General features: G+C 45.5%; 11 protein-coding genes and 2 tRNA genes. 8 read left to right on the top strand and 5 right to left on the bottom strand.

Going from position 1 to position 17,161, the window contains the following annotated elements; all coding sequences use genetic code 11:
* Window positions 1-45: 45 nt before the first annotated feature.
* Entirely contained in the window at window positions 46-1,164 is a 1,119-nt protein-coding gene (locus NI467_RS03490; protein WP_253150926.1) for a transglycosylase SLT domain-containing protein, read from the bottom strand.
* Window positions 1,165-1,527: 363 nt separating this feature from the next.
* On the opposite strand from NI467_RS03490, the gene greB reads away from it, so the two are divergent.
* The 3 genes from greB to NI467_RS03505 all read left to right on the top strand — a co-directional run bounded on the left by greB (window position 1,528) and on the right by NI467_RS03505 (window position 2,562).
* Complete coding sequence (gene greB / locus NI467_RS03495; protein WP_253150928.1) at window positions 1,528-2,022, top strand: transcription elongation factor GreB; 495 nt, start codon at window positions 1,528-1,530, stop codon at window positions 2,020-2,022.
* 88 nt (window positions 2,023-2,110) lie between these two features.
* A tRNA-Ser gene (locus tag NI467_RS03500) sits at window positions 2,111-2,200 on the top strand.
* A 272-nt stretch (window positions 2,201-2,472) separates the two neighbouring features.
* Window positions 2,473-2,562: transfer RNA gene (locus NI467_RS03505), tRNA-Ser, on the top strand.
* A 55-nt stretch (window positions 2,563-2,617) separates the two neighbouring features.
* Here the strand turns inward: NI467_RS03505 and NI467_RS03510 are convergent.
* A complete protein-coding gene (locus NI467_RS03510; RefSeq protein ID WP_253150929.1) occupies window positions 2,618-3,568 on the bottom strand; it encodes a LysR substrate-binding domain-containing protein in 951 nt (316 codons plus the stop codon).
* Between the two features lie 260 nt (window positions 3,569-3,828).
* Between NI467_RS03510 and NI467_RS03515 the strand changes: the two genes are divergently transcribed.
* The 5 genes from NI467_RS03515 to epmA all read left to right on the top strand — a co-directional run bounded on the left by NI467_RS03515 (window position 3,829) and on the right by epmA (window position 10,217).
* Window positions 3,829-5,052, top strand: a complete 1,224-nt coding sequence (locus NI467_RS03515) for an acyl-CoA dehydrogenase (RefSeq protein ID WP_253150931.1) — start codon at window positions 3,829-3,831, stop codon at window positions 5,050-5,052.
* A gap of 239 nt (window positions 5,053-5,291) precedes the next feature.
* Window positions 5,292-6,692, top strand: a complete 1,401-nt coding sequence (locus NI467_RS03520; protein WP_253150933.1) for an MFS transporter — start codon at window positions 5,292-5,294, stop codon at window positions 6,690-6,692.
* A gap of 65 nt (window positions 6,693-6,757) precedes the next feature.
* Window positions 6,758-8,011: a CaiB/BaiF CoA-transferase family protein gene (locus NI467_RS03525; protein WP_253150935.1), complete on the top strand. Its 1,254-nt coding sequence runs from the start codon at window positions 6,758-6,760 to the stop codon at window positions 8,009-8,011.
* Window positions 8,012-8,172: 161 nt separating this feature from the next.
* On the top strand, window positions 8,173-9,240 hold the full coding sequence (locus NI467_RS03530) for a 4-phosphoerythronate dehydrogenase (protein WP_253150937.1): 1,068 nt from the start codon (window positions 8,173-8,175) through the stop codon (window positions 9,238-9,240).
* Entirely contained in the window at window positions 9,237-10,217 is a 981-nt protein-coding gene (gene epmA, locus NI467_RS03535; RefSeq protein ID WP_253150940.1) for an EF-P lysine aminoacylase EpmA, read from the top strand. Before NI467_RS03530 ends, epmA begins: the two co-directional genes overlap by 4 nt.
* 88 nt (window positions 10,218-10,305) lie before the next feature.
* On the opposite strand, the gene NI467_RS03540 is transcribed toward epmA, so the two are convergent.
* The 3 genes from NI467_RS03540 to NI467_RS03550 form a co-directional block, all read right to left on the bottom strand.
* Entirely contained in the window at window positions 10,306-11,547 is a 1,242-nt protein-coding gene (locus NI467_RS03540) for a multifunctional CCA addition/repair protein (RefSeq protein WP_151204883.1), read from the bottom strand.
* A gap of 83 nt (window positions 11,548-11,630) precedes the next feature.
* A complete protein-coding gene (locus tag NI467_RS03545; RefSeq protein ID WP_253150942.1) occupies window positions 11,631-13,910 on the bottom strand; it encodes an NADP-dependent malic enzyme in 2,280 nt (759 codons plus the stop codon).
* A 142-nt stretch (window positions 13,911-14,052) separates the two neighbouring features.
* Complete coding sequence (locus tag NI467_RS03550; protein WP_253150944.1) at window positions 14,053-16,932, bottom strand: EAL domain-containing protein; 2,880 nt, start codon at window positions 16,930-16,932, stop codon at window positions 14,053-14,055.
* Between the last annotated feature and the right edge of the window lie 229 nt (window positions 16,933-17,161).

The following is a 17,161-nucleotide window of genomic DNA, read 5'->3' on the forward strand; positions in this document are numbered from 1 at the left end:
CGAAGGTAAGCTTTTTTATGTCTGCCAGTTTTAAATACGGGATATTTAGATATTTACCAGCTGTGGCGTGGTCTTGATATGCTCTAAATAAGCACGGATACGCGTCACATATTGTACTGCCTGACGGTAACGGCCATTATTGGCTTTGTGCTGATCCAGATAGGCATATAAGTTCACCCAGTTATTTGGATTCTTGCCTTGGGCCTGAATCCGCTTTTGCAGCTGATTGACGGCACCTGGACCCATATTATATGCCACCAGCGCAAACCAGTTGCGGTCTGGATAAGGAATATGCTCGTAGCGATCCAGCATCTGGTCATAGTACTTGGCACCACCCTGGATGCTTTGCAGTGGATCGGTGCGGTTGCTGACGCCCATTGCTTTGGCTGTACTATTGGTCAGCATCATCAGGCCGCGTACACCTGTTGGTGAAACTGAGTTCGGTTTAAGATAGGATTCCTGATAACCAATGGCTGCCAGTAAATGCCAGTCCAGGTCATATTGTTTGGCTGTCTGCTTAAAGCTGGCCTGGTAGATGGGCAGGCGATTGCTTAAATCACGCTGAATGGTATTCCAGGACTCTTGCTGTACCACATTGCGGTTATAAAAAGAAGCCAGCTGTTTAATGGCACCACTTTGTTTGCCGCGACAGACAAAAGCGCTCGCTGTTTGGCTGAGTGGATCATTCGCCGATTTAAAGACCAGATTCAGATTGGTATTCAGGCCGTTGCTGGACAGGCTATACTGATCTCCACAGGTCGCAGAGAACCCAGTTAAGCGTTGCTTTTCAATAGCCTGTATATCTGATGTGGTCATCGCCAGATTGGCTTTTCCTTTAGCCACCCATAACAGGGCAGTGGCATTGTCAGGAACAATTTTAAAGTCCAGCTTGACATTCAGGTTGTTGGCATAGCTACGCACCAGGTCATAACCAAACCCATGCAGATGTTCACCATCCTGAAAGACGGTACTCGGATTTTTGACCGCGACGACGGTCAGCTGTTGACTGTTGACTACTTGGTCATACTGCAAGGCAGTGTTGCTTGCATTCAGGCTGTGAAAAGGAATAAATACAGTGCTTAATACAAGTGCTTTAACGGGGAGAGAAGAAATAAAAGATCTTAGGCAAAGCCTCGTAGACCCAGTGGTTGAACTACTGTGCATGTTGTCTCCGCTACTAGTAATTTATGCCCTAAAAATTACAGGTAACACAGCCTGAAACTTTTAAAAGTTTGATAAATTCAATAAGGGTTGGGCAGTCATGACGTCATTCAGAATGACAAGAGAATTACAAAAGATTGTGTAGAAAAACTACATAGAGTGAAAAGTGATCAATTTCAAAAGATGGGTGCATAGTAATGATGTAAAAAATGATTGTCAAATTTTGTAGGTGATTTATTTTTGAAATGTAATTTAAGTATTTAAATTTATTAGGGAATTTTTTTTAAAATTAAGCTTGCCCTAAAATGGTGAATAAAATAAGCTGATGAGTCATCAATAATGAGCAAATTAACTTAGTTAAGCGCAATGAAATCAAACCTGATCACCCGTGGCGGACACGATAAATTAGTGGCAGAACTTAAGAATCTGTGGCATGAAGAACGTCCGGAAATTACCAAAAAGGTAAACTGGGCAGCCAGTCTGGGCGACCGTTCAGAGAACGCCGATTACCAGTACAACAAGCAGTTGTTACGCAAGATTGACCGTCGAGTGCGTTATCTGGGTAAGCGTTTAGAAGAGCTAAAGATTATTGATTTTTCAGCTGAACAAGAAGGAAAAGTCTATTTTGGAGCCTGGGTTGAAATTGAAAATGAACAGGGTGAACAAAAGAATTTGCGGATCGTCGGGGTCGATGAAATTTATGATCATCATCCGCAGCATATTTCGATTGAGTCTCCGATGGCACGTGCCTTGTTGGGCAAGCAGGTGGATGATGAAATCGAGGTCATTACACCGTCAGGTAAGAAGCTTTGGTATATCAACTCGATTGATTATGAAAAGCCAGAAAATTCAGCAAATTAATAGAATTGATTTTATTTTGTTCAGTTGATGCAGGGAAATTATAAAAATATTTGCCAAGGGCGATTTTTATTTATATGATGACGGCCATGGAAGCGTGGCAGAGCGGTTTAATGCACCGGTCTTGAAAACCGACGAGGGTGTGAGTCCTCCGTGAGTTCGAATCTCACCGCTTCCGCCAAATTCAAAAACCCAGTCTACAGGCTGGGTTTTTTTATGGCTGCTTAAATTCCTGTCGCAGGAATGAAGGGATATAGACGAAGAGAAATACGGCATCTCAAAGCGCCAATTGATTCGTTGCTGCTGACTTTATTTATTGTTTCGTCCTACTGAGTTTTTATCTTTGTTAACTTATTCTTTCCGGCTGATTTTTAGCTGAATAAACCGGTTTTTACACAAGTTTTACTAAATTTTATTGCTAATTCGGCAATTTATTTATATGATGGCGGCCATGGAAGCGTGGCAGAGTGGTTTAATGCACCGGTCTTGAAAACCGACGAGGGTGTGAGTCCTCCGTGAGTTCGAATCTCACCGCTTCCGCCAGATTCAAAACCCCAGTCAATGATTGGGGTTTTTTTTATGGCTAAAGAGTAAATATTCAGATATTCGCAATAGAAGTGGGGTTTTGGATTTCCTGCTGCAACCAGCTGGCAAACTTTTCAATCAGGGGGGAACTTTCCTGACCGGAATGCACCAGATAATAAGCCCGTTGCTTTGCGAGTGTCTTTGTCGATACCAATACCAATTCCTGTTTATTTAATTCTTTTTCAATCAGCATTTGCGGAATTAAGGCCATGCCCATAGCATGTGTTGCCGCGACTGCCAGCATGGAAAACAGCTCATGACGCTGGCCTTGAAAAGGATTGGCATGTTGAATCTGATGCAGTTTAAACCAGTCTTCCCAGATATTTGGCCGGGTGGTCTGTTGGAGTAAAGGTAGTCGAATCAGCTGCTCCGCACTCAGATCAAAACTATAAGAGTTGATCATGCTGGCATCCGGAAAATACTGCCGGATCAGGCTGGGTGCGCAAACCGCGACCACATCTTCATGCATTAAAAAATGACTATAGGTTCCAGGCCATTGTTCCAGCTGCTGCGGTGTACCTGCATAAATCGCCGCATCAAAAATATGTTCCTGAAATAAAAAAGGCCGGGTACTGGTTTCCAGATGCACCGTAATTTCAGGATAAAGCTGATGAAAGCCCTGAAGTTTGGGTAAGAGCCAGCGGGTGGCAAAGGTCGGAACCACGCCCAGTTTTAAGGTGCCGCCACGGCCTTGATGGGTAATGACATCTACAGTAGCCTGTTCCAGCCCTTTTAGATGCGGGCCGATACTTTTAAGGTATTGCTGTCCGGCATTGGTTAACTCTACGCCATGTCGTGTTCGGGTAAATAGTGCTGTCCCCAGATAGCCCTCTAGCTGCTGGAGCTGGCGAGAAACAGCGCTTTGTGTCAGAAACAGCTCCTGTGCTGCATAGGTATAGCTGGCGTGGCGTGCAGCAGACTCAAAACAGATAAGGGCTTGCAGGGAGGGGATTTTTCGGCGCATCTGGTCATCCTTGACACTCAGTAAAAAAATAATCAGATATTAATAAACAGTATGTCCATGTTATCGAAGTATAGGGCTTTAGTGTGAAAAATAGACAATACCGGGTTGAATTTCTTTTTAAGAAGAAGTATCTAGATAAGTTATGCGTAAAACGCATAACTGCATGCAAATTAATTGGTTGAAGGAGTGGCGATTCATGCATAAAGTCAGTCTTAAGGATAAAACAAGATAATATCAACGAAGGATTGGCAGAGGACATTATGAATCAAATGGTCGATACTAAAAAAGCAAGCAAATCATACTTCAACTGGCAGGATCCATTTTTACTGGAACAGCAGTTGACTGAAGAAGAACGCATGATTCGTGACAGCGCACAGGCTTATTGTCAAGACAAGCTGATGCCGCGTGTGCTCGAGCAGTTCCGTCATGAAAAAACCGATCCGGCTATTTTTCGTGAGATGGGCGAGCTTGGTCTGTTGGGTCCCACCATTCCTGAACAATATGGCGGTGCGGGTTTAAATTATGTCAGCTATGGCCTGATTGCCCGTGAAGTGGAGCGGGTGGATTCGGGTTACCGTTCCATGGCCAGCGTACAAAGTTCTCTGGTGATGGTGCCGATCAATGAGTTTGGTTCTGAAGCGCAGAAACAGAAATATTTACCGAAACTGGCTTCGGGTGAATACATTGGCTGTTTTGGTCTGACCGAGCCGGATCATGGTTCTGATCCAGGTAGCATGATCACACGTGCCAAGAAAGTCGAGGGTGGTTACCGTCTGACAGGTACAAAAATGTGGATTACCAACAGTCCGATTGCCGATGTATTTGTGGTCTGGGCCAAAGAAGTCTCAGCAGAGGGTAATATCGGTGATATTCGCGGCTTTATTCTGGAAAGAGGCTGGGAAGGGCTGTCTGCACCGGCGATTCACGGCAAAGTCGGTCTGCGTGCTTCGATTACCGGTGAAATCGTGATGGATAATGTCTTTGTGCCAGAAGAAAATGCATTTCCGGAAATTCGCGGCTTACGTGGTCCATTTACCTGCCTGAACAGTGCACGCTATGGTATTGCCTGGGGTGCAATGGGCGCAGCTGAATTTTGCTGGCATACCGCCCATCAGTACACCATGGACCGTAAACAGTTTGGCCGTCCACTGGCTGCCAATCAGTTGATCCAGAAGAAACTGGCGGACATGCAAACTGAAATTGCATTGGGCCTGCAAGTGGCTTTACGTTTTGGCCGAATGAAAGATGAAGGCATTGCTTCAGTGGAAGGGACTTCACTGATCAAACGTAATAACTGCGGTAAAGCCTTGGATATTGCACGTCTTGCACGTGACATGCTGGGTGGGAACGGCATTTCTGATGAGTTTGGCGTCGCCCGTCATTTGGTGAACCTTGAAGTGGTGAATACCTATGAAGGCACACATGATGTACATGCCTTGATTTTGGGTCGTGCCCAAACAGGCATTGCCGCATTCTGCAATTAATTAAATCAAACTTTTCTTATTGATCTGAGGATGTTCATACTTGAGCATCCTGCAGGATACTTATCTTAAAAAATTAATCAAAACGTCAATAAAGGATTCATCGTAAAACATTCTTGTCAATCGATGCTTATGCAAGCCTGTGTCTAAAAAATATCGGAATAAAAATAATAAAGAACAGGCAAGCAAAGGTAGAGGACTGGAACTGTCGATGGCTCATTTGGGAAAATGAGGTAAATGGAATGAAGAATGAGATTAATCATACGTCTGCGGTCGCAGCGCTGAAGTTGCCCTCGAATGTAGGCACTCTGCATCGTATTACAGCACATACCTGGAAACTGGCCTTTATTTTTGCTTTTATTTCACTGGTGATTGACGGCGTGGATATCATGCTGTTGTCGTTCAGTCTGACCAGTTTGAAAGCAGAGTTTAGCCTGACTTCTTTTCAGGCTGGCATGCTAGGAAGTGCTTCTTTGGCAGGGATGGCGCTGGGTGGCATTACGGGTGGATGGGCCTGTGACAAGTTCGGACGGGTAAAAACCATTGCCTGGTCTGTGGTGTTTTTCTCGATCATGACCTGTATTTTGGGCTTTACCCAAAGTTATGAGCAGTTCATGATTTTACGTTTTATCGGTGCTTTTGGACTCGGTTCACTCTACATGGCCTGTAATACGTTAATGGCTGAATATGTACCGACCAAATACCGGACCACAGTCTTAGGGACGCTACAAACTGGACAGACGATTGGCTATATTGTCGCCACTTTAATGGCCGGAGCCATCATCCCTGATTATGGCTGGCGCATGCTGTTTTATGTAACTATTATTCCTGCGGCCTTTGCCTTGATTTTTATGCGCTTTGTGCCAGAACCGGCATCTTGGCAGGAAGAAAAAATCAAGCAATTGCAAAATCGTCATATAAAAGCTGAAGCTGAGCCGACGCTACCTGTTGCGCAACAGCCAGCGGAAAGTATTTATAAGCGTATTTTTGGCCACCAGCAGCACCGTAAAATGTTTTTGCTGTGGATGACCACTGCGGCATTTTTACAGTTTGGCTATTATGGCGTAAATAACTGGATGCCTACTTATCTTGAAACCGAACTCAATATGAACTTCAAGGCATTGACCGGTTATATGGTAGGTGCATATACGGCCATGATCCTGGGCAAGATTTTAGCAGGCTATCTGGCAGATAAATTTGGCCGCCGGATCACTTTTGTATTTGGTACGGTCAGTACAGCTGCCTTTTTACCGATTATCATTTTCTATAACAGCCCGACCAATATTGCCTACTTACTGGTCACATTTGGCTTCTTATATGGCATTCCATATGGCGTGAATGCAACGTATATGGCGGAAACCTTTTCTACTGATGTGCGGGGAACTGCGATTGGCGGTGCCTACAATATGGGACGCTTGGGCGCAGCTATTGCCCCTGCAACGATTGGAATTATTGCTGCGGGCGGTTCATTCACCCTGGCCTTTATTGTGATGGGTGCCGCCTACTTTATTGCTGGGGTAATTCCTGGACTCTTTATTCGTGAGCGTCAATATGACCCGCAAGCCAATCTGGTGGTTCCAGCAGATGAAGAAGCTAAAGCTAAGAAGACGGTAGTGTCGGACCGACCAGCTGCTGTGAAATAAAACCTGAAATAAAAATGATCAGGATGGAGCAGTAAGGTCCATCCCCCTTAAAAAGGAAGAAAGATATGGGAGCTTTACAGGGAATTCGTGTTTTAGACTTGAGTCGCGTGCTGGCAGGACCTTGGTGCGGACAGATTCTGGCTGATCTGGGCGCTGAAGTCATCAAGATTGAAAGGCCACATGTCGGGGATGATACCCGGATGTGGGGACCGCCCTGGATGCCGGATCAGGAGGGCAATGCCACACGCGAGTCCGGATATTTCCAGTGTGCCAACCGCAATAAATATTCGGTTGCAGTCGATATTGCGAGTGCCGAAGGTCAGGAACTGATCCGGGAAATTGCCAAAACGGCAGATGTGGTGATTGAAAACTATAAGGCAGGTTCACTGGCAAAATATGGCCTGGACTATGCCAGTTTAAGCGCACTAAATCCGAAGCTGGTGTATTGTTCGATTACTGGGTTTGGTCAGGATGGGCCACGTGCCGAAGAACCCGGCTATGATTTCATCATTCAGGGCATGTCGGGCCTGATGAGTATTACCGGTGAAAGTGATGATAGACCAGGTGGAGGCGCACAGAAGGTCGGCGTGGCAGTAGTCGATATCCAGACCGGCTTATATGCAACCATTGCCATACAGGCCGCCCTATGGTCATGTCAACAGAGCGGACGCGGCCAGTATATTGATATGTCGCTCCTCGATGTGCAGGTCGCAGCACTTGCCAATCAGGGCATGAACTATTTAAGCTCGGGTATCTCGCCAGTTCGGATGGGAAATCATCATCCAAATATTGTGCCTTATCAGACTTTTAAAGCAAAAGATAAGGAATTTATTATTGCCTGTGGTAATGACAAGCAATTTAAAGATTTATGTATGGCCATTGATTTGCCGGAGCTACTACAAGACAGCAAGTTCCAGCGTAATCAGGATCGGGTAAAACATCGGGATGAATTGATTGCATTATTATCTGAATATTTTCTCAGAAAAAATGCCAAAGACTGGGTTGATGCGATTCATGCTGTCAAAGTGCCGGTCGGGGTGATTAACTCGATTGAAGAGGCATTGGCTGAACCACAAGTCCAGCATCGCGGTATGGTGGTCGATGTGCCACATCCATTGAATGATCGCTTCCAAGTGATTGCTTCGCCGATCAAGCTGTCTGAAACCCCGGTAGAGTATCGGCATGCACCGCCACAACTGGGCCAACATACCGGCTTTATCTTATCCCGCTTCAAAACTCCGGAACAATTGGCTGCATTGCAGGCCAAAGGCATTATTGATGGCTCGATTCACTCTCTTGCCGATGAGACGGTGGCCTGAAACCAGCGCCTTGATATTGCTTTCATGACACGCCTTTGCCGAAGTGAATCTCTACTTCGGCTTTTTATATTGGTATTTTTGCTAGAGAGTGGTTCTAAGAGAAAATAGTCACATGCCGGTGGACGCGGTATGATACGCAGATGCAGTCATTGGAACAGATTATGAAAATTGTTGCAGATGAAAATCTGGCATTTACCGACTATTTCTTTGCCGAATTTGGTGACATTCAACATCGCGCAGGACGCAGCCTGTCTGCACAGAATGTTAAAGATGCGGATGCTTTACTGGTTCGTTCCGTGACCCAGGTGAATGCAACCCTGTTACAGGGCAGCCGGCTTAAATTTGTGGGTAGTGCCACGATTGGCACGGATCATCTGGATATTGCAGCGCTGGAAAATAAGCAGATCAGCTGGGCCAATGCACCGGGTTGTAATGCGCAGGCTGTGGCTGAATATGTGATTACGGCTTTATTGCATGTGCAGCCAGATCTACTCAATGCTGGTCAGCAATTTACTTTGGGTATTGTCGGCCTTGGCAATGTCGGTTCGCGTCTGGCCACTCTGGCAAAACTGCTGGACTGGAAGGTAATTGCCTATGATCCCTATGTACAGCAGGAACAGGTTCAGCAAGTGGAGTGGACGGAACTACTTAAGCAAGCGCATGCAGTCTCGCTACATGTACCGCTCACCAAAACTGGCCAGTACCCGACCTATCATCTGATTAACGCGGTTAGCTTGGCGCACATGCAGCCTGACACCCTCCTGATTAATTCCGCACGCGGTCCGGTGATTGAAGAGCAGGCCCTGATTCAGGATATTCAGAAGACTGGAAGAAAAGTGGTGCTGGATGTTTTTGAACACGAACCGGAAATTTCTGGACAGCTGCTTGATCTGCTGACTTTGGTGACGCCCCATATTGCCGGTTATAGTCTGGAAGGCAAGGCACGTGGTACACAAATAATTTATGACGCGTTTTGCCAGACGTTTGGCTTTGACAGGCATAAACAGTTTGAAACCCAGTTGCCTGTCTGTGAGCCGTTTTTCCAAAACCAGAATTTGAAAATGTCGCTACAACAGCATCTGTCTCAAATCTACGACATTGCCCGTGATGATGCCAGTCTGCGTGCCTGTCTAAAAGACGGCAAGGTTGAGCAGCAGGCATTTGACCATTTACGTAAAACCTATCCGCTACGCCGGGAATGGGCAGCCCATGGAGGGCCACAAGCATGAGCCAGTCCGTGTCCTATCAACCGACTTGCGATCTGGAAAGTATTCAAGCGCGCGCCAGAATGTATACTCAAATCCGCCAGTTTTTTGCTGAACGTGAGGTGCTGGAAGTTGAAACACCTGTCTTGTCACAGGCTGGTGTGACCGATGTACATTTAGCATCTATTCAGGCACAGCGCCATGTCATGGGCAAGCTGAGTACCCATTATTTGCAAACCTCCCCTGAATTTGCCATGAAGCGTTTATTGGCCAGTGGAAGCGGGCCGATTTACCAGATTTGTAAAGTTTTCCGTGATGATGAACATGGCCGTAAACACAACAGTGAGTTTAGTATGCTGGAGTGGTACCGTCCGGGTTTCAGTCTGAAAGAGTTAATGTTTGAAGTGACTGAGCTGCTAAATGTCGTCCTCAAAGCACGCTTTGGTGAAGTACGGCCAACGGTCCTGAGTTATAAACATGCCTTTATGGATCGTCTGGATTTAAATCCCTTACAGGCGACTGTGCAACAATTGCAGGATTGCTGCCGCAGGGTAGGACTGAATCTGGACTTGGGTGATGACCGCTTGGGCTATATTGATCTATTATTTTCACATATGGTAGAGCCAAGCCTGGGTTTTGATACTGCTGTATTTCTGACAGATTTCCCGCCTGAGTTGGCCTCACTGGCTAAAACCACACTTGACGAAGACGGTGAACTGGTTGCTGCACGTTTCGAGCTGTATATTGAAGGGCTGGAACTGGCGAATGCTTATGACGAGCTAATAGATGCCGAGGTTTTGCGCTCTCGTTTTGAAGCGGATAATGCCGAACGAGTAGCACTCGGTTTGCATGTGATGCCAATCGATGAATATCTGCTGGCAGCATTGCCCAAGATGCCGGAATGTTCCGGCATTGCCTTGGGGCTGGATCGTCTGCTAATGGTTGCAACCCGGCAGATGAAGCTAGAGCAGGTGATTGCTTTTCCAGCAGATATTTCCTGATCCAGGCTTAAATCTTGTTTAAGCTTTCTTGGAGACAAGAAGCTTAGGTGTAGGCATTAAACAATAAAAAGCACCCAAGGGTGCTTTTTTAATCAATATCAATAGTCTGTTGATATTGTTCTTTTAATACTCCCAGTGCCTGAATACGCCGCTCAATCAGCATCTCCCCAATGTCCGGTCCCTGAATATCGGAGGGTAGGTCTTGAGCTTTAATATTTCGTACCAGCTGCATGGCTTCTAGCACATATTGTGCCTGCGGATAAGGCCGGTCTTCCAGACCCAAGCGGCCACGCGAATCACATTCACAGGCTTGTATAAACGCTTCGACACGCTCAGGACGACGTAATACATCCAGCCGCTGCAATAAACGCCATAAAGTACCGGGCTTTAGATTAAAAGCCTGATGGCATTTTAGATGCTCCTTACATACCGCCAACGCCAGCTGCTTGGTATAAGTCGGTACTTTGAGCCGTTCACATAATGCCGTTACCGGTTTAATGCCGCGCTCTTCATGCATGATATGTCGGGGTAATTCTTCTACAGGCGTCAGCGCTTTACCCAGATCATGGACCAGAACCGCAAAACGTACATCCAGACTATAATTCTGACGGCAAGCCTGTTGCAAAGACATCATGGTATGAATACCGCAATCAATTTCCGGATGATATTCAGGGCGTTGCGGAATACCATACAACGCATCAATTTCCGGGAACAGAACTTTTAAAGCACCACAACTGCGTAACACTTCAAAATAAACATCCGCATCACGCTCCATCAGGGCACGTGCTGTCTCTTTCCAGACCCGTTCCGGGGTTAGCGCATCCAGTTCACCTGATTCAGTCAATTGTTGCATGAGTAGCAGGGTTTCATCGGCAATCTGAAAACCCTGACGATGATAACGTGCAGCAAAACGGGCAATCCGCAGGACTCTTAATGGATCTTCAATGAAGGCATCAGACACATGACGTAAAACCCGATTTTCCAAATCTTGCTGACCGCCATACGGATCATAAATCTGGCCGGCCTCATCCATGGCCATAGCATTGATGGTCAAGTCGCGGCGGATCAGGTCCTGTTCCAGCGTTACACTGATGTCAGTGTGAAATTCAAAACCATGATAACCAGAACCGGATTTGCGTTCGGTGCGGGCTAGCGCATATTCTTCTTTGGTTTCCGGGTGTAAAAAAACAGGAAAATCTTTCCCGACAGGATGATAGCCTAAGCTCAGCATATGTGCAGGCGTGGTACCAACCACCACATAATCTTTTTCGTGATAGGGATGCCCGAGTAAGTGATCTCGCACTGCACCGCCTACTAAATAAACTTGCATGAAAAAACCTCTATTCTTAACAGCATCATGCTACAGAATAGAGGTTTTCTCAAGTTAAGAAGTGACGCGAATGCGTATAGTTCTTATAGGACGTTTTTTTCAACTTCCTGGATTTCAGCCACAGTCAATGCTGTCATGTTCACTAAACGGCGAGTAGTTGCGGTTGGGGTCAGGATATGTACCGGTTTGGCTGCACCTAGTAGAATTGGACCAATTGTTACATTATTTCCTGATGTTGCTTTTAACAGGTTAAATGAAATATTAGCCGCATCCAGATTTGGCATGATCAGCAGGTTGGCAGAACCCTTGAAGCGTGAGTTCGGGAAAGCAAACTGACGGATATTTTCATCCAGGGCTGCATCACCGTGCATTTCACCTTCAACTTCAAGTTCTGGTGCAATTTCAGACAGGAGTTCAAATACACGACGCATTTTTTGCGCGCTGACATCATCCTGATGGGAACCGAAGCTCGAATGTGAAAGCAGGGCAATGCGTGGAGTCATACCAAAACGGCGAACTTCTTCAGCAGCCAGAATGGTCATTTCTGCCAGTTGTTCAGCGGTTGGGTTGGTGTTGACATAGGTATCTGCAATAAACAGGTTCCGATCTTCCAGCATCAAGGCATTCAGCGTGAAGAAGGTATTGTGACCGTCTTTCTTGCCAATGACGTTGCTGACAAAGTCCAGGTGAATGTCATAGCTGGAGTAAGTACCACATAACATGCCATCGGCAAGACCATGTTTGACCAGCATTGCAGCAATCAGGGTAGAGCGGCGGCGTGCTTCACGCTGAGCATACTCAGGCGTAACGCCCTTGCGTTGCATGATGGTGTAATAGTCATCCGCAAACTTCTGGTAATCCGGGTTTTTCTCCTGATCGACAATCGTGATGTTCGCGCCGTCTTCAAGACGCAAACCCAGTTTCTTGATATTGGCTTCAATCACTGCCGGACGGCCGACCAGAATCGGTTTGGCTAGACCTTCATCGACTGCAATTTGTGCCGCACGAAGTACGCGCAGATCTTCACCTTCGGCATAGGCAATGCGTTTCGGGTCAGATTTTGCCTGTTCAAAGATAGGCTTCATCATGAAGGCAGAATTATAGACGAACTCAGATAAGCGCTGACGATAAGCTGCGAAGTCCTGGATTGGACGAGTTGCTACGCCAGAATCCATAGCAGCCTGGGCAACTGCCGGAGCAATTTCCAGAATCAGACGTTGATCCAGTGGACCCGGAATCAGGTAGTCACGGCCGAAAGATGCCGATTTTTCACCATAAGTCGAGGCATCAGCTTCGATATGCGCCATGCGTGCAATTGCATGTACACAGGCAATTTTCATTTCTTCATTAATCGTTGTCGCACCTACATCAAGCGCACCACGGAAGATATAAGGGAAGCACAGGGCGTTATTCACCTGGTTCGGATAGTCAGAACGGCCAGTTGCCATAATCACGTCATCACGAACTTCATGGGCATGTTCAGGCAGAATTTCCGGATTTGGGTTTGCCAAGGCAAAAATGATCGGATCTCTAGCCATGGTTTTAACCATTTCTTTGGTCAGAATACCTGCCGCAGACAGACCGAGGAACATATCTGCACCCGCAATCACTTCACCGATCTGAGTCTCTTCAATATCTCGTACATAGGCTTTTTTAGACTCGTCCAGACCTTCACGTTTAGACGTTAACAGGCCACGTGAGTCCGCTACAATGATATTTTCTTTTTTAGCACCCAGTGCACACAGCAGATTCAGACAAGACAGCGCAGCAGCACCCGCACCTGAAGCAATAATCTTGATCTCATCAATTTTTTTACCGTTGAGCTTCAGCGCATTTAACAGGGCAGAACCTACAATGATAGAGGTCCCGTGCTGGTCATCATGGAATACAGGAATATTCATGCGCTCACGCAGTTTCTGTTCAATATAGAAACATTCTGGAGCCTTGATATCTTCAAGGTTGATGCCACCAAAGGTGGGTTCCAGAGCAGCAACAATATCAACAATCTTGTCCGGATCATTTTCTGCAATTTCAATATCGAATACGTCAACGCCAGCAAATTTTTTGAACAGTACGCCTTTACCTTCCATCACCGGCTTAGATGCAAGCGGGCCAATATTTCCCAGACCCAGTACTGCAGTACCGTTAGTGACGACAGCCACCAGGTTGCCACGTGCGGTATAGAGGGCAGCTGTTGAAGGATCACGCTCAATCTCAAGACATGGAGCCGCTACGCCAGGCGAATAAGCAAGGGCTAAGTCACGTTGGTTGACCAATTGTTTGCTTGGTGTAACGCTGATTTTTCCCGGAGTAGGAAATTCGTGATAGTAAAGAGCCTGTTGCTTTAAAGATTGTTCGTCCATCTGTATCTCGATCGTTGTAAAGATTACCCGGCATCCGGGTAAATAAATTAGATTTATGGCTTCGAATATACCATTTGTTAGGCGCTTAGCCCAGTCAAAGCCGCCCGTTTTTCAAACAAAATTATTGAACAGGGCTATGAACTTAGACGTGCAGGGTATAAGAAGCAAAGTTGCGGTTTTGCTCCAAATAGGCAGTCGCTTCCTGCTCTGGCAAAGGTTTGGAAAATAAATAGCCTTGGGCAATATCACAATTTAAATCAAATAAATAGTCAAATTGCTCCCGAGTTTCGACACCTTCAGCAACCACAATCATTCCCATTGCTTTGCCCATCGCAACTATGGCACTTACCAGCGCTTCCTGTTTGGTTTCTCCAATTTTAGAGACAAAACTTCGATCAATTTTTAAGATGTCAATAGGAAAGTCGGCAAGATAGGACAAAGACGAATAGCCGGTACCGAAGTCATCTAGAGAAATATTAATCTGGCGCTGCTTGATTTGATCTAGCAGCACTTTAATTGCCTCAGAATTTTCAATCAGGGACGATTCGGTAATCTCAAGTTCTAGGCTGCTGCCAGAAATCTGGTTTTCTGCAATGGCATGATCCAGATCATTCAGGAGCTGACCGCGACGTAACTGCTGTGCCACGATATTGACTGAGACACAAATATTATTAAAACCCAGTTCATTCCACTTTTTAATTTGCTGTGCTGTTTGCTGAATCACTAGGCGGCCAATATCTGAAATCAAGCTGGTCTGTTCAGCCAGTGGAACAAACAGACCGGGTGGAATAATGCCTTTTTCAGGATGGTTCCAGCGCACCAAAGCCTCAAAGCCATAAATTTTCTGGTTGCGGAAGTGAATTTTGGGCTGATAGTACACCACCAGTTCATTATTATGCAGTGCTTTGCGCAGATCGCGTTCAATAAAAATCCCTTGCTCGAGGAGTGCAGTATTTTTGCTGGAATAGAAACGAATGGTATTGCCTCCCAGATCTTTGGCCTCACTCAAAGCCTGTTCGGCACAGTTATTCAGATAATCCAGCTGACGGCCATGGTCAGGATAAAATGCAATCCCCATCGACAGGGTAATCACATAATCCTGTCCATAAATATGAAAAGGCGCTTTAAAGGCTTCAACGATGCACTGGCAATGCTCCTGCACCGAGGGCCGAATATGCGATATTTCATATAGAATCGCAAAATCATCTCCATTCAGATGGGCAACAAACAGGGCTTCAGCATTGGTGATGCGCAGACGCTGTGCCACCTGGCGTAACAGTTCATCCCCACCATTATTGGAAAGATATTCATTTAACGGGCGGAAGCGATCAATATTGAGTCGAATGACGGCAATTTTCTGAATGGAATCTTTTTGTGAAACCAGATATTGATGTAGCTGATAATTATAGTAAAAACGGTTGGGTAAGTCGGTCAGAGCGTCATAGTTTTCAAGATAGGACAGACGTTGTTCCTGCAGCTTGCGCTCGGTCAGATCCGAAACAATACCGATATAATGGGTAATACGGTCCTTTTCATCAGTGGTGGCATTAATATGGAGCCACAAAGTCAGTTTTTTACCTGATCGAAATTTTGCATGAATTTCCCCATCATAAGAGCCGGTGTCTTTAACTTTTTTGATGATGGTCGCCCGCATGCTGGGCCGTTGCCCGATTTTAGAAGGGGCAATAATATCAAAAAGGGATTGTCCAATTAATTGATTACGATTAAAGCCGGTCAGATATTCATAGTGGGGATTGACATCAATATAATTGAGTTCCTGATCCAGAATAAAAATCCCTTCGGCGGCCTGTTCCATCACACTCGCAACCAGTTTTAAACGTTCCTGAGATGTGCGTTCCTGCTGAATGTCACGACGAATACCGACCATTCTCAGCGGTTTATGGCTGACTGGGTCGCTGCTAATTACACGACCAACATCATGCACCCAATTCCAAACCCCTGGTGATAGCTGAATCCGGTAAGTCACATCATAACGGTCAACCTGCCCGCGTAGATGCTGCTTGATAGCCGATTTAAAAGATTTAAGATCATCCGGGTGGATCAGTTGCTTTAAATAAATATTATGTTCTTTGGAGCCTCTCAGGATTTTTTCATTCTTATGGTTAACCAGGGTGATTTTCCGGTTGGCAATATCCCAATCCCATGGTCGCAGTCCGGCAATATTATGTGCCAGCTCCAGATTCTGCTGCTGATTTTTCAGGTCAAGATTAATCTGCTCAATATCATAGGTACGTTCACGCACTTTTTGTTCAAGTAGCTGATTGATGAGCTGGAGCTGCTGTTCAATATCTTTGGATTTGTTGACTTCTTTTTGTAATTGCTGACACAGCTCATCGGTCCAGTCTACCTGTTGTTTGGCTTGCTCAACCAGTAAATGATTTTCCGCAGACAGACAGGAAGCGTGTCGTTGAATACGATAGCTGCTTGTGGCACAGAGCAGGATCACAATCATGACAAAGTTTAAAGCCAGACCCAAGAAAGGGTTCTCTGATGCAGTGTGCAAAAACTGGGAGGCAAAGAAGGGGATCAGACAGGGGATGAACGTCAGTAAGAAATAGCTGATTTTCTGGGTCAGATAAGTCAGTCCAAAGGTCTGAGTGACAATCAGCAGTAAAGTAGACAGGGTAAGTGCTTCAATTGTACTGAAATTTGGGTTCGCGGTTGGCAGATAGTAATAAATAATAAAAATACCCAGCGCAATACACAGGCCAACAAACAGGCTCTGAATTTGCAGCCAGCGATGGGCAACTTTAAGCTGATACTGTCCAGGTTTAAAATAGAGCGTACTGGTCAGCCAGCAGAGGCTGACGGTAATTTCTGTAAAAATAAACCACTGGTTAAAGTATACATGAGAAGGGTGGTAGTAAATCTGGTAAATGCTGAAAATATAAAGACAAATAATCAGGATGCTGAGTAAAAAATATCGACTGTGGCGAAGCGTGTTCGCAATTTGAGCGTAATGTAAATACGTTTGAACATAATCATTTCGATTATCCACCATGTCAAAAAAGCCTTTTATGCGTCCTAAGTACCCTACTTCTGGTTGCCCTTATTGTTATATCCACTAAAACCCAACTTTAAATTAATATATTGCCTAATTATTATTGAATTCAGAGTAGAATTTTTTTAAATAAAAATCCTCTGTACACGACAAAAATAGATAACTCATTGAAATAATGTCATAATAATTGTTTTCTAACGACGAATACTATGACACATCTCAATGAGTT

Origin of the sequence: Acinetobacter sp. S4397-1 (assembly GCF_024129285.1) — a bacterium.
In the GTDB taxonomy this organism is placed as follows: domain Bacteria; phylum Pseudomonadota; class Gammaproteobacteria; order Pseudomonadales; family Moraxellaceae; genus Acinetobacter; species Acinetobacter lwoffii_C.